Source organism: Mesorhizobium sp. M7A.F.Ca.US.002.01.1.1 (assembly GCF_004022955.1).
GTDB classification, from domain to species: Bacteria; Pseudomonadota; Alphaproteobacteria; order Rhizobiales; family Rhizobiaceae; genus Mesorhizobium; species Mesorhizobium ciceri.
Genome location: NZ_RZQE01000006.1, coordinates 1 through 24,719, shown reverse-complemented (window position 1 = coordinate 24,719; position 24,719 = coordinate 1). Strand labels below are relative to the sequence as shown.

Below are 24,719 nucleotides of genomic sequence, written 5' to 3'. Positions count from 1 at the left end.
ATGGGCGAACACATCATCAAGCTGCCCGATGTCGGCGAAGGCGTCGCCGAGGCCGAGTTGGTCGAATGGCACGTCAAGGTCGGCGATATCGTCCGCGAGGACACTGTGCTCGCCGCCGTCATGACCGACAAGGCGACGGTTGAAATCCCGTCGCCGGTCGATGGCGAGATCCTGTGGCTGGGCGCCGAGATCGGCGACACGGTGGCCATCGGCTCGCCCATCGTGCGGCTGAAGGTGGCGGGCGAGGGCAACGCCAAGCCGCAAGGCGCCGAAGCGGAAGCGGTGTCCGCTGAGCCTCCGGCAAAACTTCCGACGCCGAAGCCCGAGGCTGCTGCGCCGGTCGTGAAGGCATCACCAAAGAGCGACGAGCCCAAGGCGAAACCGGCAGCCTCACAGAAAAGCACGGCGCAGCCTTCCGTCCCCGGCGCGCCGCGGCCTGAAGGCGAAAGACCGCTGGCGTCGCCGGCCGTTCGTCTGCGGGCAAAAGAAGCCGGCATCGATCTCAGGCAGGTTGCCGGATCCGGTCCGGCCGGTCGCATCGGCCATGAGGACATCGAAGCGTTCCTGGCGCGCGGGCCGCAGGTCGCAAAGGCATCCGGCCTCGCCCGCAACGATGCTGTGCAGGATATCAAGGTGGTCGGCTTGCGGCGCAAGATCGCCGAGAAGATGTCGCTGTCCAAATCGCGCATTCCGCACATCACCTATGTCGAGGAGATCGACGTCACCGCACTGGAGGAATTGCGCGCGGCGCTCAACAAGGAGAAGCGTCCTGGCGTGGAGCGGCCGAAACTGACGCTGCTGCCGTTCCTGATGCGGGCGATGGTCAAGGCGATCGCGGACCAGCCCAATCTCAATTCCCTGTTCGACGACGAGGCCGGCATCGTCCATCAGCATGGCGGCATCCATATCGGCATCGCCGCACAGACGCCGTCGGGGCTGGTGGTTCCGGTGGTCAGGCACGCTGAGGCGCGCGACATCTGGGATTGCGGCGCCGAGGTCATCAGGCTGGCCGAGGCGGCCAAGTCCGGCACGGCAACACGCGACGAGCTGTCCGGCTCGACCATCACCATCACCTCGCTCGGCGCCATGGGCGGCGTGGCGACGACGCCGGTCATCAACCATCCTGAAGTGGCGATCGTCGGCGTCAACAAGATGATGGTGCGGCCGGTGTGGGACGGCACCCAGTTCATGCCGCGCAAGATGATGAACCTGTCGTCGAGCTTCGACCATCGGGTGATCGATGGGTGGGATGCGGCGGTGTTCATCCAGCGGATCAAGACGCTGCTGGAAACGCCGGCGCTGATTTTCGTGGATTGAGGGGATGAGAACGGTCGCAAGGGCCCCCTCACCCGGATTGCCAAAACCGAATTGCGAAGGGCAATTCGGGGCAATCCGACCTTTCCCCGAGGGGAGAGGAGGTCGCCGGCGTCTGTGCTCGCCTCTTCTCCCCACCGGGGAGAAGGTGGCCGCGAGGCGGCCGGATGAGGGGGCCTTCGCCACCAGAAAGAGCGTGCCATCATGAAAGAAATCTCCTGCAAGCTGCTCGTCATCGGCGCCGGGCCCGGCGGCTATGTCTGCGCTATTCGGGCCGGACAGCTCGGCGTCGATACGGTGATCGTCGAGGCCGGCAAGCCGGGCGGCACCTGCCTCAATGTCGGCTGCATCCCGTCCAAGGCGCTGATCCATGCGGCGGAGGAGTTCGAGAAGGTGTCGCACATGGCGGGCGGCAAGAGCCCGCTCGGCATTTCGGTCACCGCGCCGACGCTCGATCTTGCCCGGACCGTCGCCTGGAAGGACGGCATCGTCAGCCGGCTCAACAGTGGCGTCGCCGGCCTGCTCAAGAAGGCAGGCGTGAAAACTGTGCATGGCTGGGCGAGCTTTCGCGACGGCAAGACGGTCGCGGTCGAGACCGAGACGGGTAGCCAAGTGATCCGTGCTGAAACCATCGTGATCGCCACCGGCTCGGCGCCGGTGGAGCTGCCGTTCCTGCCGTTTGGCGGTCGGGCGATTTCGTCCACCGAGGCGCTGGCGCTCAGCGACGTGCCGAAAAATCTCGCGGTCGTCGGTGGCGGCTATATTGGGCTGGAACTCGGCATGGCATTTGCCAAGATGGGCGCTGAGGTGACCGTGATCGAGGCCTTGCCGCGCGTGCTGGCGCAGTATGATGCGGAGCTGACCCGGCCGGTGGTCAAGCGGCTCACCGCGCTCGGCGTCGAGGTGATGCTGGGCGCCAAGGCCAAGGGACTGTCGACCAAAGGCGACGCGCTGCTGATCGAAACCTCCGACGGCAAGAGCGCCAAGGTCGCCGCCGACAAGATCCTGGTGACGGTCGGCCGCAAGCCGGTGACCGAAGGCTGGGGGCTCGAGCAGATCGACCTCGACATGGCCGGCAAATTCATCCGCATCGACGACCAGTGCCGCACCTCGATGCGCGGCATCTTCGCCATTGGCGACGTCACCGGCGAGCCGATGCTGGCGCACCGGGCGATGGCGCAGGGCGAGATGGTCGCCGAGATCGTTGCCGGCCACAAGCGCAGCTGGGACAAGCGTTCGATACCCGCCGTTTGCTTCACCGATCCCGAACTGGTGACCGCTGGTCTTTCGCCGGAAGAAGCCAAGGCGCTCGGCGGCGAGATCAAGATCGGCATGTTCCCGTTCGCGGCCAACGGCCGGGCGATGACGAAGCTGGGCGAGGACGGCTTTGTCCGCGTCTTGGCCCGCGCCGACAACCATCTGGTGCTCGGCATCCAGGCGGTCGGGCAGGGCGTGTCGGAACTGGCGGCGGCGTTCGGGCTGGCGCTGGAGATGGGCGCGCGGCTGGAGGACATCGCCGGCACCATCCACGCGCATCCGACGCAGGGCGAGGGATTCCAGGAAGCAGCGCTGAAGGCGCTGGGACACGCGCTGCATATTTGAGGAAAGGGGCGAACCTGTTCGAGCCAGCTCTCTTCCTTCCCTCGCCAGCCCATCGATCAACTCGCCAGCCGCTCATCTAGGCGCGACCAAAGCGATTGGCGGGAAAGTGCCGCGTACCATGTTTTCCGAGAACCGGATTCCACCCTTCGGGATCATGCTCTAGTCTCCTCCCATGAGCACCGACCTGAAGAAATACGTGGCGATTCGCTACAACACCGCCACCGGCTTCATGCCGAGCCAATGGAATGGACACGGCAGAGCCAATCTCGACCCGGTGTGGCTGGTCGAGCGGCTGGCGCTGTTCGACACCTATTGCGCGCCCTCGCTCGAGGGCCAGTCGCAGAAGGACTTTACGGTCCTGATTGCGTTCGATTCCGAACACATGAGAACTACATCCGGATCGTCTGCGCCTGCGCGGCCGGGATTGATGTCAGGCCGGTTCTCATCAAGGCCGGCGAGAACTACAATGTCGCCTTCAATGCGTTTGTCCAAAGCGACACGGATGCCGAATTTGTTTCGCTGACTCGGCTCGACAGCGATGACGCGCTGGCGCCGACCTTCATGGAGCGTGTCGATTTCTACGCGCGCCGGGAAATCGCCAAGGGCGAGGTGAACCAGCAACCGCTCTATATCGCCTTTCCGCACGGCCAGAATTTCGATGCGGCAACCAACCACTACACGCAGCACGAATATCCAACGTCGGCCTTCGGCACTCTGGTCGAGAAGCGATCACCGTCCATGAACGGGGTCTATTGCGACGAGCACACGAGGATGGCGATGCGTTTCAACACCGTCGGGGCGGCCTTGAAGGAGGCTCAATGGTGCATCGTCATTCATGACAACAATGCAGCCAATGTCTTGCGCGGCAAGCCGGTCGCCGAGCCGGCTTTCACCGTGGGCCGGCCCGGTGCCGGGACAAATGCGCGCGCGCCGGCTCGAAAAGAGACTACGCAAAAGCAGATGCCGCAGACTTCGGCCAAGGCCTCGCGCAACGCCGGCAATTTTGTCCGGTTTCTGCTTGGGCGGCCGATGGTCTTGCGGAAATAGCTCGATGCTAATCTCCCCCTCAAGCGGGAGATTATGCGCTTCACCCCGCCAGCCGGCTCACCATTTCGTGCTGGGCATAGGCGCGGCCAAAACGGTTGGCTAGAAATGCGTCCAGCGCGATGTCTTCCTGCTTGATGAAGCCGGTCGCCGGCAGGCTGCCGTCGGCCAGCATGTCGAGCACGGCGCAGATGCCGGACGCCGTGGTGATCTGGATGGCGCTGCGCACCACCTGGCCGATACGCTGGGAATAGACCTTGTTGGCGTAGGTCTCCTGCAGCAGGCGGCCGTTCTTGCGGCCGGAGACGGTGACGAAGACGATGACGACGTCCTGCAATGTCGCCGGCAGGGCGCTTTCAAAAATGTCCTTCAGCACGTCGCGGCGATGGCGCAGGCCGAGGTCGTTGAGCAGCGCCTTCATGATCGCGGCGTGGCCGGGGTAGCGGATGGTGCGGTAGTTGAGCGTGCGCACCTTGCCCTTCAGCGTCTCGGCCAGCGTGCCGAGCCCGCCGGAGGTGTTGAATGCCTCGTAAGTGACGCCGTCGAGCGAGAACTCCTCGCGCTCCTCCAGTGGCGGCACCTCGACCAGCTCGCCCTCGACGATCGCCTCGCAGGGCTCGCAATATTCGTTGATGACGCCGTCGGTGCTCCAGGTCAGATTGTAGTTCAGCGCATTGGAGGGATATTGCGGCAAAGCGCCGACGCGCATGCGCACGCTTTCCAGAGAATCGAAGCGGCTGGCGAGATCGTTGGCGACGATCGAGATGAAGCCCGGCGCCAGGCCGCATTGCGGAATGAAGGCGCTTCTGCCCGAACGCGCCAGTTCCTTGACGCGGCGGGTCGAGACGACATCCTCGGTCAGGTCGAGATAGTGCACGCCGGCACTGGCCGCCGCCTCGGCGATGCGGGTGGTCAGATGGAAGGGAGCGGCGCTGAGCACCGCGAATTTGCCGGCGAGTGCGGCTTCAAGCGTGCCGGATGCTTCGATGTCGAGCTCCAGCGTCGCAACCGTGGCCGGGACTTCGGCAGCAGCGAGCTGTGCTGCCGAGCGGTCGACGAGCGTGACCTGATAATCTCCCGTGGCGGCGAGCATCTCGGCAATGGTCGAGCCGATCTTGCCGGCGCCGACAACGACAATTTTCTTCATGACAAATCCCTCACTGGTTGTGAGCACAGATTCGCAGCTTGCCCGTCGAAAGGAAGCGTGGTTCTGTACGAAACGAACCCATTGATTGGTCAGTCCGCCGAGAAGAATCGTCGAAATGCTCAGCGATGCCGAACAGACCCTGCTTTCGCTGCTGCGCGAGAATGCGCGCGCCTCGACCGCCGAGCTGGCGCGGCGGCTTGGCGTCTCGCGGACAACCGTGCAGAGCCGGATCGAACGGCTGGAGCAGCGCGGCATCATATCAGGCTACGGCGTGCGGCTGGCGCCGGATTATGAGCAGGGGCTGGTGCGGGCGCATGTGCTGCTCACCGTGACGCCCAAGCTTGCCGACAAGGTGGTGCGCGGCCTGCGCGGTTTGGCGACGGTCCGGACGCTGCATTCGGTCAGCGGCAATTTCGACATGATCGTCATCGTCGACGCGCCATCGATCCGCGACCTCGACATGCTGCTCGACCAGATCGGCGCCATGGACGGAGTCGAGCGGACGCTGTCATCGATCATCCTGTCGACGCGGATAGATAGGTGAGGGGACCTCTCAACCCAAGCTGGGCTTGAACAGCACCAGCCGTTTCGCCGGCTAATCCATAGCCAGCGGAAAACGCACCACCACCGCAAGTCCCGGTCGGCAATCCTCGAGCGTGATCGATGCGCCGTGCAGATCGGCTATGGCCCGGACAAGGCTGAGCCCGAGGCCGCTGCCTGATGTCGAGCGGCTGTGGTCCAGCCGGTAGAGCCGCTGGAACACTTTCTCGCGCTCTGCCGCCGGAATGCCGGGACCGTTGTCGGCGACGCCCGCAACGACGCGTTCGTCCTGGCGCGCTACCGACAGCTTTATCGTCGTGCCCGATGGACAATGGCGCAACGCGTTCTCGACCAGATTGGCGAACATCTGCGTCAGCAGCTCGCGATCGCCATGGATCCGGTCCGTCGTTTCCTGTGGTTGCGCCAACGACAGCGACTTTCCGTCGTCCTCGGCAACATCGGCATAGATCTCGGCGATGGTTTGCAGCACCTCGCCCAGATCGACATCGGTGAACCGCGCCCGGCGGGCGCCGGCCTCGATCTGCGCGATGCGCAGCAGGGCATCGAAGGTCTCGTTGATCTGCAGGCTCTCGGCATGCGCCTCCGCCAGTTCAGCGGCGATTTTCCGGCCCGACAGGTTCTTTTCCGACGCGGTGTCGAGGATCATCTGCAACCGGTTGAGCGGCGTCTTCAGATCGTGGGCGATGTTGGCGCTGACCTGTTTCATGCCTTCGACCAGCGCCGACAGGCGGTCGAGCGCGGCATTGACCTGGCTGGAGACGATGTCGATGTCGTCACCCTTGCCGGTCAGCGGAATGCGGGTGTCCAGCCGTCCATGCGAGACATCCACCATGGTGGCGGCGATGCCGTCGAGACGGCGCTGGACGCGCGAGGCGAGCAGGGCGCCGCCGGCGACCGCCAGCCCGGTGATGATCAGGGTTCCCCAGCCAAAGCTCATCAGCACGATTCTCTCCAGCTCCTCCGTCTCGGAAAGGCTGAAGGCGACGGTCAGCGTGTTGCCGCCGACCGGGCCGGAATAGGCGCGGTACTCGGCGCCGGGCGGCACGCCGGGCATTTCGGTGTCGAACATCGAGAAGCCGTCGGGGAGCCCCGCGGCGGTGAAGTTGCCGGCCAGGCGATTGCCCGTTGCGTCGGTCAGCGAAAACAGCTGCTCCTTCTTGAGGCTGCGCAGGGAGTGGCTGCCGACGGTCTCAACCAGCTCCTTGAGATCGTTCTCGGCATAGGTCGCGGCGACGACCGCGTAGGTTTCCTTGATGGTGTCGTCGAGCCGCTCGGCAAGATCGGCGCTCATCATCTGGTAGACGATGGCGCCAGACAGGACGAAGGCCAGCACGAACAGGAAGGCGAAGGTCAGGGCAAGCCGGAATGGCGTGCTGCGCAGCAGGCGGGACCAGGTTCCGGTCATGGCGCGTGCAGGCTGTAGCCTGTGTTGCGGACGGTGTGGATGAGCTGGGTTTCGAAGGGCTTGTCGACCTTGGCCCGCAGCCGGCTGATATGGGTCTCGACGACGCTGGTCCTGGGATCGAAATGAAAATCCCAGACACGCTCCAGAAGCATGGTGCGGGTGATGACGCGGCCTTCGCCGCGCATCAGCACTTCCAGCAGGCTGAACTCCCGCGGCTGCAGGTCGATCGGCTGGCCCCGCCTCGTGACGCGGCGCATGATCAGGTCCATTTCGAGGTCGGCGACCCGCAGGACGGTTTTCTGCTCCTGCGCCGCCGGCCGCCGGCCAAGCGCGTTGATGCGGGCGAGGAGTTCGGAAAAGGCGAAGGGCTTGACCAGATAGTCGTCGCCGCCTGCCTCGAGCCCCTCGACGCGGTCGTCGATGCCGCCGACGGAGGTGAGGAAGATCGCCGGCGTGCGCACGCCGGCGGCGCGCACCGCCTTGACCATCGACAGGCCGTCGAGACCGGGGATCATCCGATCGGCGACGATCACGTCGTATTTGCCCCGGGTCGCCGCGAACAGCCCGTCATGGCCGTTGCGCAGGAGGTCGCAGACATGGCCGGCCTCGGTCAGTCCCCTGACGATATAGTCGGCCGTCCTGTGGTCGTCCTCGACGAGAAGCAGTCGCATGAAAGGTCCGGTCCGTTGCCGAGATGGACAGGCTATCACCGGCACGGGCTTGTTCCTAGGATGTCACGAAGGCGCAGGGATGGTGGCGCTAGAACGTTCACGATTGGCCGAAGCGGTGGGGTTTTCGGCAATTGTCAATGCTAGCGCATCCGCCCTGCACCTAGTCCAGGTCCAGCAACAGTTCATCGGCTTCGTCGGTTGTCCCCTTCAGGGTCATGTGCAGGACGAGCGCAATGATACAGCCGAGGAAGAGCAGGCTGGTGAAGATGGTGCCGAAGCCCAGGCCGCCATGCCTGGCCGATCGCGACAGCAGGTCACCGAAGGAGGCGCCGAGCGGCCGCGTCAGGATATAGGCGAGCCAGAAGGCCAGGATGCCGTCGAGATTGAGCAGCCAGTAGGCCAGCACGATGAGCGCGATGGCGCCGCCGAACAGCAGGCCTGTGGTGAGGTAGCCCATGTCGAAGCTTTCGGCGACGAGATCGCCGCCGGCGGTGCCGAGCGCGAAGGTCAAGAGGATCGCCAGCCAGTAGAAGATTTCGCGCCTGGTGGTGAAGATGGTGTGGATCGACAGCGTCCGTTCGCTGGCGTACCAGACCGCGAATGTCGCGGCGAGCGCAACCGAGAAGGCGATGGTCGTGGTCTGCAGGCGCCCGCCGAAAGTGTCGACGAGATTGTCCGTCACCAGGGTGCCGACGATGCTGATCAGCACCACCGCCAGCCAGTAGGCCCACGGCACGTAACGCTTCTGCGCAAACTGCAGGACGAGGGCAGCGATCAGGATGCCGGTCATGATCAGCGAGGTGACGGTCAGCCCAAGCCCGATCGTGTCGGCAAGATAATCCGCCGCGGTCTCGCCGGTGGTGACCGCCATCAACTTGATCACCCAGAAATCGAGAGTGACGTCGGGAACCCTGTTGTGGCTCGGTGGGGCGGGTTGTTGCCTGTTGGGCGCGAGCATGGCTGAAGTCCTGAGGTCGACGGTTGCGGCGGTGGCGATCCGCGCAGCGTAAGCAAACGAGTTCACGCCGGCCTGTCCGGCGGCATACAAATTCGTAAGAATGGTCGTGGGCCGCGCAAAGGTCCTTTACGAACGCCCGGCGCTGCGCCGATAGAGGGCGTGCGCCTTTCATCCGCCATCAATGTCATGCCCATTGCTCACGGGCACTCGTCAGTGCCCCAGGAAACACCAAATGACCTACGCTACCCTCAAGCCGGTTTCCCAGGCCTTCGAGCAGCGCAAGCGCCTGATCTTCGTGCGAGTTGCGGCGGCGCTGGCGGTGTTGCTGCTGTTTCTCACCAAGCCGGGGCTGAGCGAGGGCTCCGACGGGCACGAAACGATCGAATTCTTCGGCTTTTGCCTGGTGCTCGTCTGTGTCGTCGGGCGGCTGTGGAGCATTCTCTATGTCGGCGGCAAGAAGAACGAGGAACTGGTCTCGACGGGACCGTTCTCGACCACGCAGAACCCGCTCTATTTCTTCTCGACGGTCGGCGCGGTCGGCATTGGATTGCTCTACGGCTCGCTGATGGCGGCCGTGGCGCTGGGCCTTGCCAGCTTTTTCATCTTTCGCGTCACGGCGCGCAAGGAAGCCGAATTTCTGCTCGGCAAGTTCGGCCCGGCCTATCTTGCCTACACCAAGAGCACGCCCCGGTTCTGGCCAAACCCGCTGCTCTACCGCGACGATGACGAACTGCAGTTCTCGACGCGGGCTTTGAAGCGCACGTTTTTCGACGGGCTCTATTTCCTCGCCATCTTCCCGGCCATCGAACTGGTCGAGCATTTCCGGGCGACCGGCATGCTGTTTCCGGCCTTCGTCACGCTCTACTGATCAGCTGGCTCTAGCTGCCGAGCGGATGCGGCATGTAGCCGACGAAGCCTGATATCTTCCAGCTGCCGCCGACCTTGCTGCAGAAATACAGCGTCTGCCATTTCAGCCGGTCGACGCTGCCGTCCGCCTTGGCGACCGAGCCGTCGAACTTCTTGTGCAGCACGGCGCGGTCGCCGTCGACGTCGATGTCTCGCATGTTGGTGACGCGAAACAGCGCCTCGCGCAGCGGCTCGGCGAATTTGGTCGCCGCCGTCTCTTCGGCCTGGCGCAGCCATTCGTCGCGATAGACTTCGAGCCTTGGAAACTGCAGCCGCCAGGCGTCGGCGTTGTGCAGGAAATGCGCATGCATGCCGAAGAAGCTCTCGGCGACGAAATCATCCTCGACCATAGCCCAGTCCTGGCCGATGAAAGCGTCGATGTCGCGCCGCACCAGCATTTCCCAGAGCGCGTGGCGATCGGCATCGCCTGATGGAAACGGGTTCTTGTCGTAGGTCATTGCTGGTATCTCCGCTCTGGCAAATGCGTCTGTGCGGTGCGGCTTCCAAGCCGCCCGTCAGCGCGTACGATGCAAGGGCTCTTGTAATAAAGCAACGCAGATTTCCAAGAATGTTGCTTTCCAACAAGGCCCCTATGAGGATCGGCCGGATCGGCGTAAATGTCGATCGAAGCGGGCGCTGCAATGGCACCCCGTCCTGTCATCAGAGGAGGCTTGTCCCTTGCCGAAACAGTGTTTTGGAACGTCGCATGTGCCGTTGTCGCCCGCCGTGCGGGCAGGCGATCTCGTCTATGTCTCGGGCCAGGTTCCCGTCGGCAGCGACGGCATCGTGGTCAAGGGCGGCATATCGGAACAGACCGAGCAGGTGCTCGCCAACGTCAAGGCCGCGCTGGCGCTGGCCGGCTGCACCATGGACGATGTGGTGAAGACCACCGTGTGGCTGGAAGACGCGCGCGATTTCGGCGCCTTCAACGCGGTCTATGCCAGGCACTTTCCGAAGAACCCGCCGGCCCGCACCACGGTCGAATCGCGGCTGATGATCGATATCAAGATCGAGGTCGAGGCGGTCGCCTATCGGCCTCTGTAAGCAAAGCAACGAGCGGAGGTTACCCCATGCAATTCGACCTCCTGCTGAAGGGCGGACGGCTGATCGATCCGGCCGCTGGCCTCGACTCGCTGCGCGATGTCGCCATCGCCAATGGCCGCGTTGCCGCGGTCGACGCCGATATCCCGGCGGACAGCGCCGCGCAGATCGTCGATGCCGCCGGCTGCATCGTCACGCCGGGCCTGGTCGACCTGCACAGCCACGTCTATTGGGGCGGCACGTCGCTTGGCGTCGATGCCGACCGGCTGGCCGCCAAGAGCGGCACCACCACCTTCATCGATGCCGGCAGTGCGGGCGCCGGCAATTTCCTCGGCTTCCGCCGCCATGTCATGGAGCGCTCGAAGGTTCGCATCCTGGCCTATGTCAACATTTCCTTTGCCGGCATTTTCGGCTTCTCGCAGACGGTGTCGGTCGGCGAGTGCAGCGATCTCAGGCTCTGCGAGCCGCGCGAGGTTGTGGCTGCGGTGCGCGAGCACCGCGATGTCGTGGTCGGCGTAAAGGTTCGCTCGGGCAAGCATGCCGGCGGCACCAGCGGCATCGCGCCGGTGGATCTGGCGCTGGAGGCCGCCGACCAGGCCGGCCTGCCGCTGATGGCGCATATCGACGAACCGCCGCCCGGCCGCTCGGAAGTGCTGCCGCGCCTGCGCAAGGGCGACATTCTCACCCATTGCTTCCGGCCTTTCCCGAATGCGCCGGTGTTCGCTTCCGGCGCGGTGCGGCCCGACATGCGGCTGGCGCGCGAGCGCGGCGTCATCTTCGACATCGGCCACGGCATGGGCTCGTTCGATTTCGCCGTCGCCCGCGCCATGCTCGAAGAAGGGCTGGCGCCCGACGTGATCTCGAGCGACGTGCATCTCTACTGCGTCGACGGTCCCGCCTTCGACATCCTCGTCTGCATGTCGAAGCTCCTGGCGCTCGGCATGCCGCTGGTCGAGGTCCTGCGCGCCGCCACGCAAGCGCCGGCGCAGGCGATCGCGCGGCCTGACCTGGGCACACTGGCCATCGGCACGGTCGGCGACGTCGCCGTGCTCCGTCAGCGCCCGGGCCGCTTCACCTTCGTCGACGCGGTCGGCGCGTCATTGGTCGCCGACCAGAGGCTGGTGTGCGAAGGCATCGTTATCGGCGGCACCTGGTGGCCGAACGAAGCGGTCAACGATGTCAGCGAGACTGAGCGGTTTGTGGCGCATGCCGCGCATACCCATGTCGAGGTTGCGGCGAGGCACTTTGGGCATCGGCACGACTAGCTGATCTCGCCAGCTTGTGCCTGTCTTGGGGCGGCTGCGCGTTTGGCGAACGGCTTCCCCCACTCCGTCGCCGCTTCGCAGCGCCACCTCTCCCCCCTCTGGAGGGAGAGGAAGGGAGCCAAGGCCGATGAACTCGCGCCGTTCCTCTCCCCCGTCGATCGGGGGAGAGGTGGCGAGCGAAGCTCGACAGAGTGGGGGTCGACTTTACCCGGCGTTGCTCACCGCCCCGTAAACCGGCGTCTCAATGCCTTCCATCCGCGCCTTGACCTGCAGCGCGACATATTTGGAATAGAAGCGCGACAGCGCCAGATTGCCGCCGTGGAACCAGAGCGCTTCCTGCGCCGTCGGCTTCCACATATTGCGCAGCTCGCCTTGCCAGGGGCCGGGGTCGCCCTTGACGCCCGAGCCAAGACCCCAGCACGGGCCGACCTTGTCGGCGACTTCGCGCGAGACGATCGCGGCGACATTCTCGTTCATCGACTGATAGCCGGTGCAGGCGATGATGGCGTCGGCGGCGAGTTCACTGCCGTCCTCGAACAGGATGCCGCTCGGGGTCAGCGACTTGATGGCGACGCCGCTGCGGATGCCGATCTTGCCGTCGATGATCAGGTCGGAGGCGCCGACATCGATGTAGTAGCCGGAGCCGGTGCGGTAGGCCTTCATCAACAGGCCGGTCTCGTCGTCGCCGAAATCGATGGCGAAGCCGGCGGCGCGCAGGCGGTCGTAGAAGGCCGCGTCGCGCGCCTTGATCACCTCGTAAAGCGCCCGCTGGCCCTTGGGCACCAGCGCGAACGGCGTCGAGGCGACGATCATGTCGGCCTTCTCGGTGGTGATGCCGCGCGCCAGTGCGTCTTCCGAGAAGATCTCGAAGCCCACTTCCATCAGCGTGTCCGACTTGACCACTGTCGTCGGCGAACGCTGGATCATGGTGACCTCGGCGCCGCTCTCCCAGAGGTCGACGCAGACATCGTGGCCGGAGCTTGCAGCGCCAATGACGGCGACCTTCCTGCCGCGGAATTTGTCGCCGCTGGCATACTGGCTGGAGTGCAGCAACTCGCCCTTGAACCGGCCGGCACCCGGCAGATCGATCCGCCGTGGCGGGCCGTAGGCGCCGGTGGCGAAGACGATGTGCTTGGGCTTCAGCGTGATCTGCCGGCCGACGCGGTCGACGACCACGGTCCAGACTTTTTCGGCCTCGTCATAGCTGGCGCTGAGGCATTTGGTGGCGACCCAGTAGTTGAGCTCCATGACGCGCGTATACATTTCCAGCCAGTCCCCCATCTTGTCCTTGGGCGTGAACACCGGCCAGTTTTCGGGGAAGGGAATGTAGGGCAGATGGTCGTACCAGACCGGATCGTGCAGCACGAGCGTGCGGTAGCGGTTGCGCCAGGAGTCACCCGGCCTGGCATTCTTCTCGATGACGATGGCCGGCACGCCGAGCTGGCGCAGTCGCGCCCCCAGCATGATGCCGCCCTGGCCGCCGCCGATGACCAGGCAATAGGGCTGTTCATCAGTGCCGAGTTCGCGCGTCTCGCGCGCCCGCGCCTCCGACCAGGTCTCGCGCTGGGGATCGGCCTTGTGGCGCACGCCGAGCGGCCGCGCCGCGCCCTTGCGCTCCTCGAAGCCCTTGAGGTCGGCCATCGCCGTGAACAATGTCCGGCAGCGGCCGTCGCGCAGCCGCATGATGCCCTCCCCCCTGGCCACCACGGTTTCGAAGCTGAACCACGCCTCGATGGTGCCGTCGTCCGAGGTCGCCTCGCCGGTCAGCCGCCACGCGCTCGGCTTGGCCGTCGCCAGCGTCGTCGCCAGCATGTCGGCGATCGCCGCGCGGCCTTCCATGGTCGTGATGTTCCAGGTGAAGGTCAGGAGATCGCGCCAGTAGCAATCGTCGACGAAGAGGTTGCTCGCCGCCGCCACGTCGCCGGCTGCGAGTGCCTGCGCCAGGGATTCGAGCCATGCGGCTGCCTGTTTCGTGGGTGCTATTTCGAGCATCTCTTTCCCTCTTCCTGCGTGCGTCTAATCTGTGTTGGAATGGCAACTGTCGAACCCGGCGCTGCCCCTCATCCGCCTGCCGGCACCTTCTCCCCGTGAACGGGGAGAAGGGAGCTAGTCTCCGAGCGGCTCCATCTCCTTGCCGGTGCGGTGGATCTGGGCGTTGTATTTGATGCGGCGCACCGTCTCGCGGGCCGAGCCGTCGAGCTTGTAGGCGGAGGCCACCGCCAGCAGGTCGATCGCCGCCAGGAAGGCGAAGCGGGATGCCGTCGGCTTCAGCGTGTCGGGATATTCCGGCACCGCCACCGTCAACCTGACGTCGCAGGTGCGGGCGAGCTCGGTGTCGGGCGCGGTCACGGCGATCGCATTGGCGCGGTAATGCTTGGCGAGCTCGACGGCCTCGATCACCTCGCGGGTGCGTCCCGTCGCCGAAATGGCGATCACCAGATCGCCGGGCTTGAGCGTCGAGGCGGTCATGCGCATCAGATAGGGATCGCACTGGGCGCTGACCGTGATGCCGTAGCGGAACAGCCGGTATTGGGTTTCCTGCGCCAGCGCCGAGGAGCTGCCGCCGAGGCCGAAGACCGTGACCTGGCGCGCCTTGGCGATCAGCTCGGCGGCTTTCTGCAGCTGCGCAGGGTCGAGCTGCCGCTCGGCCTCCTGCAGCGCCCGGCGCGCCTCGCCGAACACGGCGTTCCAGAACGGCATGCCATTGTCATTGCTGACGGAAGGCGACTTGGCCAGGTAGAGCGCGCCGACGACGAGGCTCTGCGCCAGCTTCAGCTTGAAATCGCGCACGCCCTCGCAGCCGATGGCGCGGCAGAACCGGGTCACCGTCGGTTCGCTGACCCCGGCGCGCTGGGCAAGGGCGGCGTTGGAGGCGTCGACGGCATATTTGACGTCGTCGAGAACGACATCGGCGACACGCCGTTCGGCTGGGCGCAATTCGCTGTAGGAATCCTTGACCAGCGAGATGATGTCGGGGATGCGCCGGACAGGATCGCGTCCCTCGGTATCGGGGCCTGGAACAGGCTCGTCCTGGCTGCCAGCGTCGGTCATGGGGTCCTGGTCTTTCCCTGGGTTGCGAGGCTGTCGTCTTAGCATGTTTGCACGCCCTGGCTCCACGTGCCCGACCGGATCGCAACCGCAGCGTGTCGTTGGGGAAAGCTCACCTTCCTCCGTTCCTCTCCGGTCCGTGTCAGTTCCGAAGTATGTAGGAAAGCAACATGCATTTCAAGGCCGTAAAGCCGACATTAAAACAACATGATAGGTATACTAATCGATTTTCGTGATACGGCTGCTATCGTCGGCGCTTGACAGGAAAGTAGGATAGTTACAGACTGATTTTCGCTGGGGATGAGCCAATGGATCATCGCGCAATCTTCCCGGGGGGCAGATGAACACGGGCGATGCAAAAAAGCCGAAGCTTGGCGTGCAGGCAGCGACCAAGATCTATCACACGGCCTCCGGCGACCTGCTGGCGCTGGACCGCTGCAGCGTCGATGTCAGCGTCAATGAAATCGTCTCGATCGTCGGCCCTTCCGGCTGCGGCAAGACCACGCTTTTGTGGTCGATGTCGGGCCTGCACAGCCTGACCAGCGGCGAGATCCGGCTCGACGGCAAGGCCATCACCGGTCCGCATCCCGATATCGGCATCGTCTTCCAGGAGGCGAACCTCCTGCCGTGGCGCAACCTCGACGCCAACATCCGCTTCCCCTTCGAGATCAAGGGCGAGAAGCCGGACCGGGCGTGGATCGCGCATCTGCTCAACCGGGTCGGACTCGATGGCTTCGGCGGCAAGTTTCCGCGCGAGCTGTCGGGCGGCATGCAGCAGCGCGCGGCGATCGTGCGGGCGCTGGCGCTAAAGCCCTCGGTGCTTTTGATGGACGAGCCGTTCGGCGCGCTCGACAGTTTCACCCGCGAGGAGATGAACCGGCTGGTCGAGGAGATCTGGCTCGACACCAAGACAACCATCGTCTTCATCACCCACTCGATTGAGGAAGCGATTTTTCTCTCGGACCGGGTGGTGGTGCTGAGCGCCCGGCCGGGACGGGTCGCCAAGGAATACCGCGTGCCGTTCCCACGGCCGCGTTCGCTGGAGATCATGGCGACGAAGGAGGTCTTCGACCTCACCAACCGGATCAAGATGGACATTGTCGGCGAACGCACGCGGCCAAAAGCGCCGGAGCGCCCGAGCGCCGAAATCGTGAGGATCAGGCCGTGAGCGGGGGCGATGCCATTCCGGAATTCTCAAAGTCCAAGTCGGGCGCCAAGGCGGGCGATGGCCATGAGGTCAGCCTGACCAACCTGTCCGCCTTCGCCAGCGGCCCCGGCATCAAGTCGGGCAAGGAGGTGGCGGCCATTCTTGCCGTGGCGGTGATCATCATCGGCGGCATCGAACTGGCGCTGCGGCTGTTCCACGTGCCGCTCTATATCATGCCACCGCCGAGCTCGATCGCCTATGCGCTGTTCGACGAGTTTCCGCTGATCGCGCCGCATCTCGGCTACACGCTGGTCGAGCTGGTGTCCGGCTTCACCATCGGCGCCATCATCGGCCTGGTGCTGGCCGCCGTCATCACCCAATTCCCGTTCGCGGAAAAAATCGTCGCGCCTTACATCCTGCTTCTGGTCACCACGCCGATGCTGGCGCTGGTGCCGCTTCTGATCCTGCGCTTCGGCTTCGGCTACACGCCGCGCATCATCGCGGTGGCACTGGCCGCCGGGCCGATGGTGATGATCAATGCGGCGACAGGCTTTCGCCGCGTCGACAGCGCCAAGATCGCGCTGGCGCGTTCCTATGGCGCCAGCACCCTGCAGATCTTCTGGAAGATCCGTGCGCCGATGGCGTTGCCGATGATCCTGGTCGGGCTGATGATCGGCGCCATCTTCGGCCTGCTGACCGCGGTCGGCGCGGAAATGGTCGGCGGCGGTTTCGGCCTCGGCAACCGGCTGACCACCTATTCGTCGATGATCCAGATGCCGCAGTTCTTCGCGGTGGTGCTGATCCTGTCGACGCTCGGCATCCTGATCTACGTGCTGTTCTTCCTGATCGGCAAGAAATGGGCGAGCTGGGAGGCTTGAACACAGGGATATGACGGCGCCCGGGAGGCGGGCGGCAAGAGACTGACATCAACAAAAAAGGGGAATGCCATGACCAAAGAGAACTCGATCAACCCGGCGGGGATCAGCCGCCGCTACTTCCTGCAGGTCACCGGCGCCGGGCTGGTGACGGCGACGGCGCTTGGCGCCACCGGCCCGAAGGCCAGGGCCGAACCCTACGGAAAATTCACCTGGATCTCGCCGCGCGGCACGCTCGAAGTGCTCGACGACTATCCCTACTGGGCGGCCAAGAAGGCCGGCTATTTCGACGGGCTGGACACCGACATGCAGCCGGGACCATCGGACGGCACCGCGACGGTGAAGTTCGTCGATGTCGGCCAGGCCGATATGGGCTTCCCGTCGCCCGGCGTGTTCTCCTTCGCCATCCAGAACGGCATGAAGCTGAAGTCGGTGTTCCATATGGGCGCGCGCGACACGTTCAGCATCGCCTTCCGCAAGGGCGAGGGATCGAACGACCTGAAGAAGCTGGAAGGCAAGACCATCCTGCTCGGCTCCGCCGCCTGGCAGTCGATCACCGACCCGCTGCTGGCCGCGCAGGGCGTCGACATCAAGAAGGTGAAATATGTCGAGGCCGGCTGGCCGACCTGGGGAACGGCGCTGGCCGGCGGCCAGGGCGACGCCGCCCTGTCGTGGGAAGGGCTGCGCGCCGAATGGATCGCCAAGGGGCTCGACTTCGAATACTGGCTCGGCGTGCAGAATTCGAAGCTGCCGGCCAACACCTTCGTCGTGCGTGCCGCCGATCTCGAGGATCCCGACCGCAAGGCGTTTTTGGAAAAGTACCTGCGCGGCTGGGCGATGGGCCTCGAATTCGGCTACCAGAATCCACGCGCGGCGGTCGAAGCGGTGTTCGAGCAGTTCCCGACGCTGGCCAAGAATCTCGGGCCGGAGCTCGGCACCACCTCGATCCTGCAGCAGATCAACGTTTTCCGCGGCGACATGGACAAGCGCGGCGGCTGGGGCTCGCACGACATGGCGAGCTGGCAGGGCTTCTTCGACGAAATCCACAAGATCGGCCAGATCACCGCTCCGGTGAAGGCCGAGGATGTCTGCACCAACGATCTGATCGGCCCGGCCAATGATTTCGACAAGGCCAAGGTCAAGGCCGATGCCGACGGCGTCAAGCTGTCGGAAGGTTTTGCCGCGCTCGATGTCGAGAAGATCAAGGCGCATCTGTTCGATTCGGCGGTGAAGTAGGGCTGCGCAACGGGTCATGTCGGCCGCCCTCCATTACCCTGCCTTGGCTCCTTTCCTCTCCCTCCGGAGGGGGGAGAGGTGGCGCCGCGAAGCGGCGACGGAGTGGGGAAAGGCGTTCGTCAAACGCGCAGTCGCCACAAGACAGGCACAATCTGACGAGCAAGAGACCTCAAGCGCGCGGCGAGGGTCTCGACCCCCACTCCGTCGAGCTTCGCTCGACACCTCTCCCCCGATCGACGGGGGAGAGGAAAGGGCCGGGCAATGAGCGGCGGCGCTGACCTGAGGTGATTGTCTCGGATAGACATACGAGCGGCAACCGATCGCCGCGCACAATTCAATCAAAACCTGGGAGATATTCGGTGTCCGACAAGGTAAAAGTGCTGGTGGTGGGTCTCGGCAATATGGGTGCGTCGCATGCCAGCGCCTATCACCGGCTCGACGGTTTCGAGATCGTCGGCATCATGAGCCGGTCGATCAAGAGCAACACGAAGATTCCGGAAGAGTTAGCCGGCTACCCACTCTACGAGGATTTCGACCAGGCGCTGAAGGAAACAAAAGCGGACGCCGTCTCGATCAACAGCTGGCCGAACACCCACGCCGAATACGCGCTGAAGGCAATCGCCGCCAACTGCCATGTGTTCATGGAAAAGCCGCTCGCCACCAACAACGAGGATGCCGAGAAGGTGGTCGCGGCGGCGCGGGCCAAGAACCGCAAGCTGGTGCTCGGCTATATTCTGCGCGTGCATCCGTCGTGGATCAAGTTCATCGAGGTCGGCAAGACGCTCGGCAAGCCGCTGGTGATGCGGCTCAACCTCAACCAGCAGAGCAGCGGCAGCGCCTGGCACTGGCACAAGAACCTGATCGATTCGCTGATCCCGATCGTCGATTGCGGCGTCCACTATGTCGACGTCATGTGCCAGCTGACCGGCGCCAAGCCGGTGCGCGTGCACGGCATCGGCGCCAAGCTCTGGGCGGAAGCCGACAAGCAGAATTACGGCCATCTGCACGTCACCTTCGATGACGGTTCGGTCGGCTGGTACGAGGCGGGCTGGGGCCCGATGATGAGCGAGACGGCCTATTTCGTGAAGGACGTCGTCGGCCCCAAGGGCGCGGTGTCGATCGTCGCCGGCCAGCAGGCAAGCAGTGTTGCCGAGCTGGCAGAGGTTTCGAATTCCGCCGACATCGACCGCCACACCAAGACCGATGCGCTGAAGATCCATTATGCCGCTGTCGACGGCGACAAGAATTTCTCCAAACCCGACGAGATCGTCAGCATGGAGGACGAACCCGGCCACCAGGAACTGTGCGATCGCGAGCAGGCCTTCTTCCTGCGCGCCATCCGCGAGGATCTCGACCTCACCGAGCAGATGGATGCGGCGGTCAACAGTCTGCGCATCGTGCTGGCCGCCGAGCAGAGCATCGCACTGGGGCGCACCATCGACCTGGCCTGAAGTCGCGCCAGCCCCCTCATCCGGCCGCTTCGCGGCCACCTTCTCCCCGTTGGGGAGAAGAGGGTGGCGCTGGCGCTGCAAGTCTCCTCTCCCCTCGGGGAGAGGTCAGCCGAGCGAAGCGGAGGCTGGGTGAGGGGGCCGATGCCCCAATACAGTTCTCCGCAGGAGCAGCATCAACACAAGCTATCCGCCGAAGGAGAGAGATATGGCCGCCGTCACCGACAGTCTGCTGAAAACCTATGCCGAGTCCGACGCGCTGGACCTTGCGGCGCTGGTGAAGCGCGGCGACGTTACCCCGGCGGAGCTGGTGGAAGCGGCGATCACGCTGGTCGATCGGCTCAACCCGACGCTCAATGCGGTCATCCATCGCCTCTACGACATGGCGCGCGCCCAGGCGCAGACGGTCGACACATCAGCGCCCTTCGCCGGCGTGCCATTCCTGCTCAAGGAGCTGGCCTCGTCCTGGACCGGGGCGCCGAACACCAACTCCTCATTCTACCTGAAAGATGTCGTCGCCGATTTCGACACCGAAGTGGTTCGCCGCATGAAGGCGGCCGGGCTGGTGCTGGTCGGCAAGTCGAACGCGCCGGAGAACGGTTGGTCGATCACCACCGAGCCAAAGCTCTACGGCGCGACGAAGAACCCGTGGAAGGAAGGCATCACGCCCGGCGGCTCCAGCGGCGGAGCGGCCGCGGCGATTGCTTCGCGCATGGTGCCGATCGCCGAAGCCAGCGATGGCGCCGGCTCGATCCGCATCCCGGCCTCCTGCTGCGGCATCGTCGGCCTGAAGCCGTCGCGCGGCCGCGTCAGCCTCGCGCCGTTCGGCGACTATTGGTATGGCGGCGCCTATTTTCTTTGCTGCTCGCGCACGGTGCGTGACACGGCGGCCTATCTCGACGCGGTCGCCGGCGCGCTGCCGGGCGACCCCTACACGCCGCCGGTTCCTGATGGCAGCTGGCTCAGCCTGTCGGCGCGGGCGCCAACGAAGCTGCGCATCGGCTTTTCCGTCACGCCGCCCAACGGCACCGCGATCGATCCGGAGGTGAAGGCGGCGGTGCTGGAGACCGTGGGGACGCTCGAGCGGCTCGGCCACCATGTCGAGGAGCATGACATGCCGCTCGACGCCGATGCTGTGTGGAAGACCTACACCAACATGACCTGCGTGCAGACGGCGGCGACCTTCGACTACCTTGAAACGGTGATGGGGCGGCCGGTGACACCGGGCGATGTCGAGGCGGTGACCTTTGCGATCATCGAGCGTGGCCGTGCGACCAGCGGCACCAGGCACATCTCCGACGTCGAGCAGCTCAGGCAGGTCGGCCGCGACATCGTCGGCGACCTTGGCGCCTACGATGTCTTCATCACCCCGACGCTGACGCAGCTGCCGCGCCCGCTCGGCTATTACGACATGTCGGAAACCGATATCGACCGCTACAACGCCAAATGGGCGGACTCGGTGTTTGCCTTCCCCTTCAACATCTCAGGCCAGCCGGCGATCTCGCTGCCGCTCGGCTGGTCGAAAGACGGCGTCCCGATCGGCGTGCAGCTGGTCGGCCGCTACGGCGACGAGGCAACGGTGCTGGCCGCGTCGGCGCAGCTGGAGCAAGAGATGCCGTGGAGGGGGAGAAGGCCGGCGGTGAGTGGTTAGGTGCTTGGCAGCCCACCGCCGAGTTCCGTGGCGCCCCCTCTGTCCTGCCGGACATCTCCCCCTCAAGGGGGGAGATTACGCGCTCAACAGCCTTCGCCAAATCATCTACACGGTAAGGTGGGCGAGACGGCGAAGCTGCCAATCTCCCCCCTTGAGGGGGAGATGCCCGGTAGGGCAAGGGGGGCGTAGAGCGCTGTCCCTGCAGTGACCCGCCTCGTTATCCAATCCTCTCCAGCCGTCGCGGCAGCCTGTTCATCGGCTTGGGCCCGTCCGGCGTGATCAGGAACTGGTCCTCGAGATTGAAGCTAGCGAGGCCGTCTATGTAGAGCGGGATCTCGAAGGCCAGCACCATGCCGGCTTCGATCACGACATCGCTGTCGGCGGCGATGAACGGCCATTGTTCGGAAAACACCGACTGGCCGACGCCATGGCCGAAATGGCCGCGGCGGTAGGTGCGCAGCCCTTGCCGCGCCAGGCTGTCGGTGGCGACGCGATGCACGTGGGCGAGCGTGGTTCCCGCATCAAGGGACGCCAGGCCGTCGTCAAAGGCCCGCTCGGCGATGGCGTGCAGTTCGGCCTGCTCGGCGGATGGCGGCCCGAAGGTGAAGTTGCGCGACATGTCGGAGGCGTAGCCGCCGACCGTGCAGACCATGTCGCACTTCAGCGGATCGCCAGGCATCGCTTTCGCATCGGCATCTTTGGCCCGAGCGCCCAGCGTCACATATTCGGCAGTTTGGACCGTATGAGACAGGCCGGACGCGGCCGTGGCGACACCTTGCCGGTAGAGGGCAATGAGATCGGCCTGGCGCATGCCGGCCATCGCATCGACCTGCAGCCGCTCCAGCCCGGCTTCCGACAGGATGATGCCTTGCTGCAGCAGGTCGATCTCGCGCGGCGACTTGATGGCCCGCAACCTGTCGAGCACGGCCGAGCCGTCGACCATCGTGCAGGCCGGCAGCAGCGCCTGCATGACCGAGAAATCGGCGGCGGGAACAAAATCGAGGTCGACGCCGACCCTTGCGCGCCCGAGCCCAAACCCGGTCAGGATCTGCTTCAGCTCGTCGACGGCACGGGCGAGTTCGAATGTCGCGGGCCGAGAAAAACCAGGCGCCCGGCCGGCAAGGCCGGCCTCGATGCGTTGCGGCAACCCTTGCCCTGACGTCGAGGCGTCCAGCGTGGCGGCTTCGATCCAGATCGGGTGGCTGCGGATGACAGCGTCCGGCAGAACCCGCTGCAATTGTCCCGCATTGAAGTCCGCCACCACGACGCCGATCGGCAGGTCTCGGCCAGCCGGGATGACGACAAAGCCGGCGCCGGAGCGCCGGAACAGTCCCGCCGGGCCGATCGAGGCTCCGGTCGCATAGTGGAAGGCCTCGGGCGCGCACAGCACCAGCGCCTCGATGCCGGCGCGGTCCATCAGTTGCGCCGCGCGCTGGCGGTCGACAAAGCCTGTCATGGGTTTCTCCACTGTCCGAAGCGGCAACGGAGCATTCCGGGCATCGACAATCAAGCCGCTGACAACAGCTACTTGATCGATTCCAGCTTGGCGACGGCGGCGGTGAAGCCAGCCAGCGACACCGGGATGGTGACCGGCTTGCGGGTGACCGATTCCATGCCGATGTTCAGATTGGTCCCCGACTTCATGGCCTTGATGAGATCCGCCGACAGCGGCGTGGCGGCATAGGCGCCGTTCTGGTCGCTGGTCTGGATGGCAATCGTCGTCTTCTGGCCCTGATCGATCTGGAAGGAGGCGCCGGACGGCAGGAACAGGCCGTGCGGCAGGGCAAGCAGCATGGCGAGGCTGCCATTGCCGTTGTCGCGGCGCACGGTCACGGTCAGCACGCGCTGCCCGGTCTTGGCCTCGGTCAGGTTCTGCGAAAGCTGGCACTGAAGCTCGGTGGTCGCCGAACCGCTGGAGCAGTTCATCGCCCACGGATTGGCATCGGCCGGTTTTGCATTGCTTTCAGCCGGCTTTGGCTGGGCCGGCTTGGCATCTTCGGCGAGGGCTGGGCCGGTGGCCAGAGCAAGCCACAGGGCGGCCAGCCCCGCGGCCATGCCGAGTAGATTAGGCTTTGCTAAAGTAAATGTCATGTTGTTTTGCCGGATGCCTTGCATGTTTCCTCGCCGCGCCCGGTATTCTCCCGAGCATGGCTTGATACAACACCCGCGACTGTTCCGGAAGCCGAGCAGGAGGCAAGCAAGCCGGCGAAATTACTGTGGCTTTTCGGATACAACGAACAATATTGCAGGAGGCCCTCAGAAATCGAAGCGCCGGAGACTCGCTATACAATAGAATTCGAGTAAGATTTTACACGGGGTGCGTGCAGTCCCCGAAGGACTCGCCAGGGATGGGAACTACCGAGACGCCTCGGCAAGTTGGTGAGATGGCGGCGCGTGGGGAGGATTTCCGCGTGCACGCCGGCTATCGCCGTTCGCGAATCGCCAGGCATCTCTGGAAGACGACGGCACTGACGACGCTGGCGCTCGGCCTTTCAGGCATGGCCGCCTATGGCGATCCCAACGGGCTATGGCAGCCGCAGATCCGCGCCATCATCGGCGCCGACAACAATGGCGGCAACGGCGCGCTCGAAGGTTTCATCCCGCTCAAGCAGACGGCCGAATCCGTGCTGTTCCTGGATGTCCGGGCCAAGCACGATTTCAAGGACGGTTCCGGCCAGGATGTCGGCCTCGGCATTCGCCGCATCGTCAACCCGGACCTGATGATCGGCGGCTACGCCTATCTCAATCTCGAGAACTACAACTCCACCCAGTTCACCGCGGCCACGCTGGGCGCCGAGGCGATCACGCCTCATTTCGATGCGCATGTGAACGTCTATCTGCCGATCAAGGGTGATTCGACGGATCACTCGACCAGTTCGACCCTATCGATGGTCAGCAACCAGCTGATCGAGCAGATCTCGGTCCTCGACCACCGCGATTACGCGGCATGGGGCATCGAGGGCGAGATCGGCGCGCAGGTGCCGGTCAACCTGCCCGACAAGCATTCGCTGCGGCTCGACATCGGCGGCTATCATTTCGAGGATCCGCATGGCGACGACGGCAGCGTCACCGGCGCCAAGGCCGGCTTCGAGTATACGATCGGCGATGTCTTCGGCAGCAACACGGAACTGGTCTTCGCCGGCGAGGTCCGCAACGACAATCGCGACGACACCCAGTTCGCCGGCAGTGTGCGGCTGAACATCCCGTTCAATCCCGGCAGCGGCTCGGACCACGCCGCCAATGGGGCCGATAGCGGGCCGGAGCCGGTCTATCCGGTCAGCGAAGGCCTGCGCAAGCGCGTCAACGAGCGCGTGCGTGGCGATATCGGCGTCCGCGTCCAGTCGCAGACGCTGACCGGCGGCACGACGACGCGTGTCGCCATCAACGCCGCCACCAATGC

The 24,719-nt window shown here is 64.7% G+C and carries 22 protein-coding genes; 13 read left to right on the top strand and 9 right to left on the bottom strand.

Annotated elements, in window-relative coordinates:
- From EN932_RS01825 to EN932_RS01810, 3 genes are all read left to right on the top strand, one after another.
- Entirely contained in the window at positions 1–1,317 is a 1,317-nt protein-coding gene (locus EN932_RS01825) for a dihydrolipoamide acetyltransferase family protein (protein ID WP_127384850.1), read from the top strand.
- A gap of 201 nt (positions 1,318–1,518) precedes the next feature.
- A complete protein-coding gene (lpdA, locus tag EN932_RS01820; RefSeq protein ID WP_127368962.1) occupies positions 1,519–2,916 on the top strand; it encodes a dihydrolipoyl dehydrogenase in 1,398 nt (465 codons plus the stop codon).
- Positions 2,917–3,228: 312 nt separating this feature from the next.
- A complete protein-coding gene (locus tag EN932_RS01810) occupies positions 3,229–3,963 on the top strand; it encodes a glycosyltransferase (RefSeq protein ID WP_164753599.1) in 735 nt (244 codons plus the stop codon).
- A 40-nt stretch (positions 3,964–4,003) separates the two neighbouring features.
- Here EN932_RS01810 and EN932_RS01805 read toward each other — a convergent pair whose 3' ends face one another.
- Complete coding sequence (locus EN932_RS01805) at positions 4,004–5,107, bottom strand: saccharopine dehydrogenase family protein (protein WP_024504078.1); 1,104 nt, start codon at positions 5,105–5,107, stop codon at positions 4,004–4,006.
- A gap of 115 nt (positions 5,108–5,222) precedes the next feature.
- Here EN932_RS01805 and EN932_RS01800 point away from each other — a divergent pair, with 115 nt between their 5' ends.
- Entirely contained in the window at positions 5,223–5,651 is a 429-nt protein-coding gene (locus EN932_RS01800; RefSeq protein ID WP_013528746.1) for an Lrp/AsnC family transcriptional regulator, read from the top strand.
- Between the two features lie 51 nt (positions 5,652–5,702).
- On the opposite strand, the gene EN932_RS01795 is transcribed toward EN932_RS01800, so the two are convergent.
- The 3 genes from EN932_RS01795 to EN932_RS01785 form a co-directional block, all read right to left on the bottom strand.
- Positions 5,703–7,073, bottom strand: coding sequence for a HAMP domain-containing sensor histidine kinase (locus EN932_RS01795; protein ID WP_127384851.1), 1,371 nt, complete (start codon positions 7,071–7,073; stop codon positions 5,703–5,705).
- Positions 7,070–7,744 (bottom strand): winged helix-turn-helix domain-containing protein, encoded by a 675-nt coding sequence (locus EN932_RS01790; RefSeq protein WP_013528748.1) that lies wholly within the window; start codon positions 7,742–7,744, stop codon positions 7,070–7,072. The genes EN932_RS01795 and EN932_RS01790 overlap by 4 nt, the downstream gene beginning before the upstream one ends.
- A gap of 160 nt (positions 7,745–7,904) precedes the next feature.
- The gene (locus tag EN932_RS01785; RefSeq protein WP_127370062.1) at positions 7,905–8,702 is read right to left on the bottom strand and encodes a hypothetical protein; all 798 of its coding nucleotides are present in this window, start codon (positions 8,700–8,702) and stop codon (positions 7,905–7,907) included.
- 232 nt (positions 8,703–8,934) lie between these two features.
- Here EN932_RS01785 and EN932_RS01780 point away from each other — a divergent pair, with 232 nt between their 5' ends.
- Positions 8,935–9,570: an isoprenylcysteine carboxylmethyltransferase family protein gene (locus EN932_RS01780; protein WP_127384852.1), complete on the top strand. Its 636-nt coding sequence runs from the start codon at positions 8,935–8,937 to the stop codon at positions 9,568–9,570.
- A 10-nt stretch (positions 9,571–9,580) separates the two neighbouring features.
- On the opposite strand, the gene EN932_RS01775 is transcribed toward EN932_RS01780, so the two are convergent.
- The gene (locus EN932_RS01775; protein ID WP_127368512.1) at positions 9,581–10,066 is read right to left on the bottom strand and encodes a hypothetical protein; all 486 of its coding nucleotides are present in this window, start codon (positions 10,064–10,066) and stop codon (positions 9,581–9,583) included.
- A gap of 220 nt (positions 10,067–10,286) precedes the next feature.
- Between EN932_RS01775 and EN932_RS01770 the strand changes: the two genes are divergently transcribed.
- Both EN932_RS01770 and EN932_RS01765 read left to right on the top strand, forming a co-directional pair.
- Positions 10,287–10,652 (top strand): RidA family protein, encoded by a 366-nt coding sequence (locus EN932_RS01770; protein WP_063169591.1) that lies wholly within the window; start codon positions 10,287–10,289, stop codon positions 10,650–10,652.
- 26 nt (positions 10,653–10,678) lie between these two features.
- Complete coding sequence (locus tag EN932_RS01765) at positions 10,679–11,914, top strand: amidohydrolase/deacetylase family metallohydrolase (protein WP_127368511.1); 1,236 nt, start codon at positions 10,679–10,681, stop codon at positions 11,912–11,914.
- Positions 11,915–12,118: 204 nt separating this feature from the next.
- Here the strand turns inward: EN932_RS01765 and EN932_RS01755 are convergent, their stop codons facing one another.
- Together EN932_RS01755 and EN932_RS01750 are read right to left on the bottom strand one after the other, a co-directional pair.
- Complete coding sequence (locus EN932_RS01755; protein WP_127368510.1) at positions 12,119–13,906, bottom strand: NAD(P)/FAD-dependent oxidoreductase; 1,788 nt, start codon at positions 13,904–13,906, stop codon at positions 12,119–12,121.
- 114 nt (positions 13,907–14,020) lie between these two features.
- Positions 14,021–14,965 carry a MurR/RpiR family transcriptional regulator gene (locus EN932_RS01750; protein ID WP_024504069.1) on the bottom strand — a complete coding sequence of 315 codons (945 nt, stop codon included), beginning with the start codon at positions 14,963–14,965 and terminating at the stop codon, positions 14,021–14,023.
- A 337-nt stretch (positions 14,966–15,302) separates the two neighbouring features.
- On the opposite strand from EN932_RS01750, the gene EN932_RS01745 reads away from it, so the two are divergent.
- The 5 genes from EN932_RS01745 to EN932_RS01715 all read left to right on the top strand — a co-directional run bounded on the left by EN932_RS01745 (position 15,303) and on the right by EN932_RS01715 (position 21,319).
- Positions 15,303–16,130 carry an ABC transporter ATP-binding protein gene (locus EN932_RS01745; protein ID WP_127368508.1) on the top strand — a complete coding sequence of 276 codons (828 nt, stop codon included), beginning with the start codon at positions 15,303–15,305 and terminating at the stop codon, positions 16,128–16,130.
- Positions 16,127–16,987: an ABC transporter permease gene (locus EN932_RS01740; protein WP_013528757.1), complete on the top strand. Its 861-nt coding sequence runs from the start codon at positions 16,127–16,129 to the stop codon at positions 16,985–16,987. Before EN932_RS01745 ends, EN932_RS01740 begins: the two co-directional genes overlap by 4 nt.
- A 69-nt stretch (positions 16,988–17,056) precedes the next feature.
- On the top strand, positions 17,057–18,220 hold the full coding sequence (locus EN932_RS01735) for an ABC transporter substrate-binding protein (RefSeq protein WP_027162853.1): 1,164 nt from the start codon (positions 17,057–17,059) through the stop codon (positions 18,218–18,220).
- A 359-nt stretch (positions 18,221–18,579) separates the two neighbouring features.
- On the top strand, positions 18,580–19,671 hold the full coding sequence (locus EN932_RS01720; protein ID WP_063169586.1) for a Gfo/Idh/MocA family oxidoreductase: 1,092 nt from the start codon (positions 18,580–18,582) through the stop codon (positions 19,669–19,671).
- Between the two features lie 205 nt (positions 19,672–19,876).
- A complete protein-coding gene (locus EN932_RS01715) occupies positions 19,877–21,319 on the top strand; it encodes an amidase (RefSeq protein ID WP_127384853.1) in 1,443 nt (480 codons plus the stop codon).
- A gap of 217 nt (positions 21,320–21,536) precedes the next feature.
- On the opposite strand, the gene EN932_RS01705 is transcribed toward EN932_RS01715, so the two are convergent.
- Positions 21,537–22,775: a Xaa-Pro peptidase family protein gene (locus EN932_RS01705; RefSeq protein WP_127370022.1), complete on the bottom strand. Its 1,239-nt coding sequence runs from the start codon at positions 22,773–22,775 to the stop codon at positions 21,537–21,539.
- Positions 22,776–22,843: 68 nt separating this feature from the next.
- The gene (locus tag EN932_RS01700; RefSeq protein WP_245461097.1) at positions 22,844–23,410 is read right to left on the bottom strand and encodes an invasion associated locus B family protein; all 567 of its coding nucleotides are present in this window, start codon (positions 23,408–23,410) and stop codon (positions 22,844–22,846) included.
- Between the two features lie 257 nt (positions 23,411–23,667).
- Between EN932_RS01700 and EN932_RS01695 the strand changes: the two genes are divergently transcribed.
- A partial coding sequence (locus EN932_RS01695) for an inverse autotransporter beta domain-containing protein (protein ID WP_164890418.1) occupies positions 23,668–24,719 on the top strand: 1,052 nt, incomplete at its 3' end.

Bases quoted from the DNA above. Each gene is read 5' to 3' on its own strand.
- EN932_RS01790 (WP_013528748.1), bottom strand. From the start codon at position 7,744: ATGCGACTGCTTCTCGTCGAGGACGACCACAGGACGGCCGACTATATC.
- EN932_RS01825 (WP_127384850.1), top strand. From the start codon at position 1: ATGGGCGAACACATCATCAAGCTGCCCGATGTCGGCGAAGGCGTCGCC.
- EN932_RS01780 (WP_127384852.1), top strand. From the start codon at position 8,935: ATGACCTACGCTACCCTCAAGCCGGTTTCCCAGGCCTTCGAGCAGCGC.
- EN932_RS01795 (WP_127384851.1), bottom strand. From the start codon at position 7,073: ATGACCGGAACCTGGTCCCGCCTGCTGCGCAGCACGCCATTCCGGCTT.
- EN932_RS01715 (WP_127384853.1), top strand. From the start codon at position 19,877: ATGGCCGCCGTCACCGACAGTCTGCTGAAAACCTATGCCGAGTCCGAC.
- EN932_RS01775 (WP_127368512.1), bottom strand. From the start codon at position 10,066: ATGACCTACGACAAGAACCCGTTTCCATCAGGCGATGCCGATCGCCAC.
- EN932_RS01755 (WP_127368510.1), bottom strand. From the start codon at position 13,906: ATGCTCGAAATAGCACCCACGAAACAGGCAGCCGCATGGCTCGAATCC.
- EN932_RS01745 (WP_127368508.1), top strand. From the start codon at position 15,303: ATGAACACGGGCGATGCAAAAAAGCCGAAGCTTGGCGTGCAGGCAGCG.
- EN932_RS01750 (WP_024504069.1), bottom strand. From the start codon at position 14,965: ATGACCGACGCTGGCAGCCAGGACGAGCCTGTTCCAGGCCCCGATACC.
- EN932_RS01700 (WP_245461097.1), bottom strand. From the start codon at position 23,410: ATGACATTTACTTTAGCAAAGCCTAATCTACTCGGCATGGCCGCGGGG.
- EN932_RS01785 (WP_127370062.1), bottom strand. From the start codon at position 8,702: ATGCTCGCGCCCAACAGGCAACAACCCGCCCCACCGAGCCACAACAGG.
- EN932_RS01800 (WP_013528746.1), top strand. From the start codon at position 5,223: ATGCTCAGCGATGCCGAACAGACCCTGCTTTCGCTGCTGCGCGAGAAT.
- EN932_RS01735 (WP_027162853.1), top strand. From the start codon at position 17,057: ATGACCAAAGAGAACTCGATCAACCCGGCGGGGATCAGCCGCCGCTAC.
- EN932_RS01765 (WP_127368511.1), top strand. From the start codon at position 10,679: ATGCAATTCGACCTCCTGCTGAAGGGCGGACGGCTGATCGATCCGGCC.
- EN932_RS01705 (WP_127370022.1), bottom strand. From the start codon at position 22,775: ATGACAGGCTTTGTCGACCGCCAGCGCGCGGCGCAACTGATGGACCGC.
- EN932_RS01805 (WP_024504078.1), bottom strand. From the start codon at position 5,107: ATGAAGAAAATTGTCGTTGTCGGCGCCGGCAAGATCGGCTCGACCATT.
- lpdA (WP_127368962.1), top strand. From the start codon at position 1,519: ATGAAAGAAATCTCCTGCAAGCTGCTCGTCATCGGCGCCGGGCCCGGC.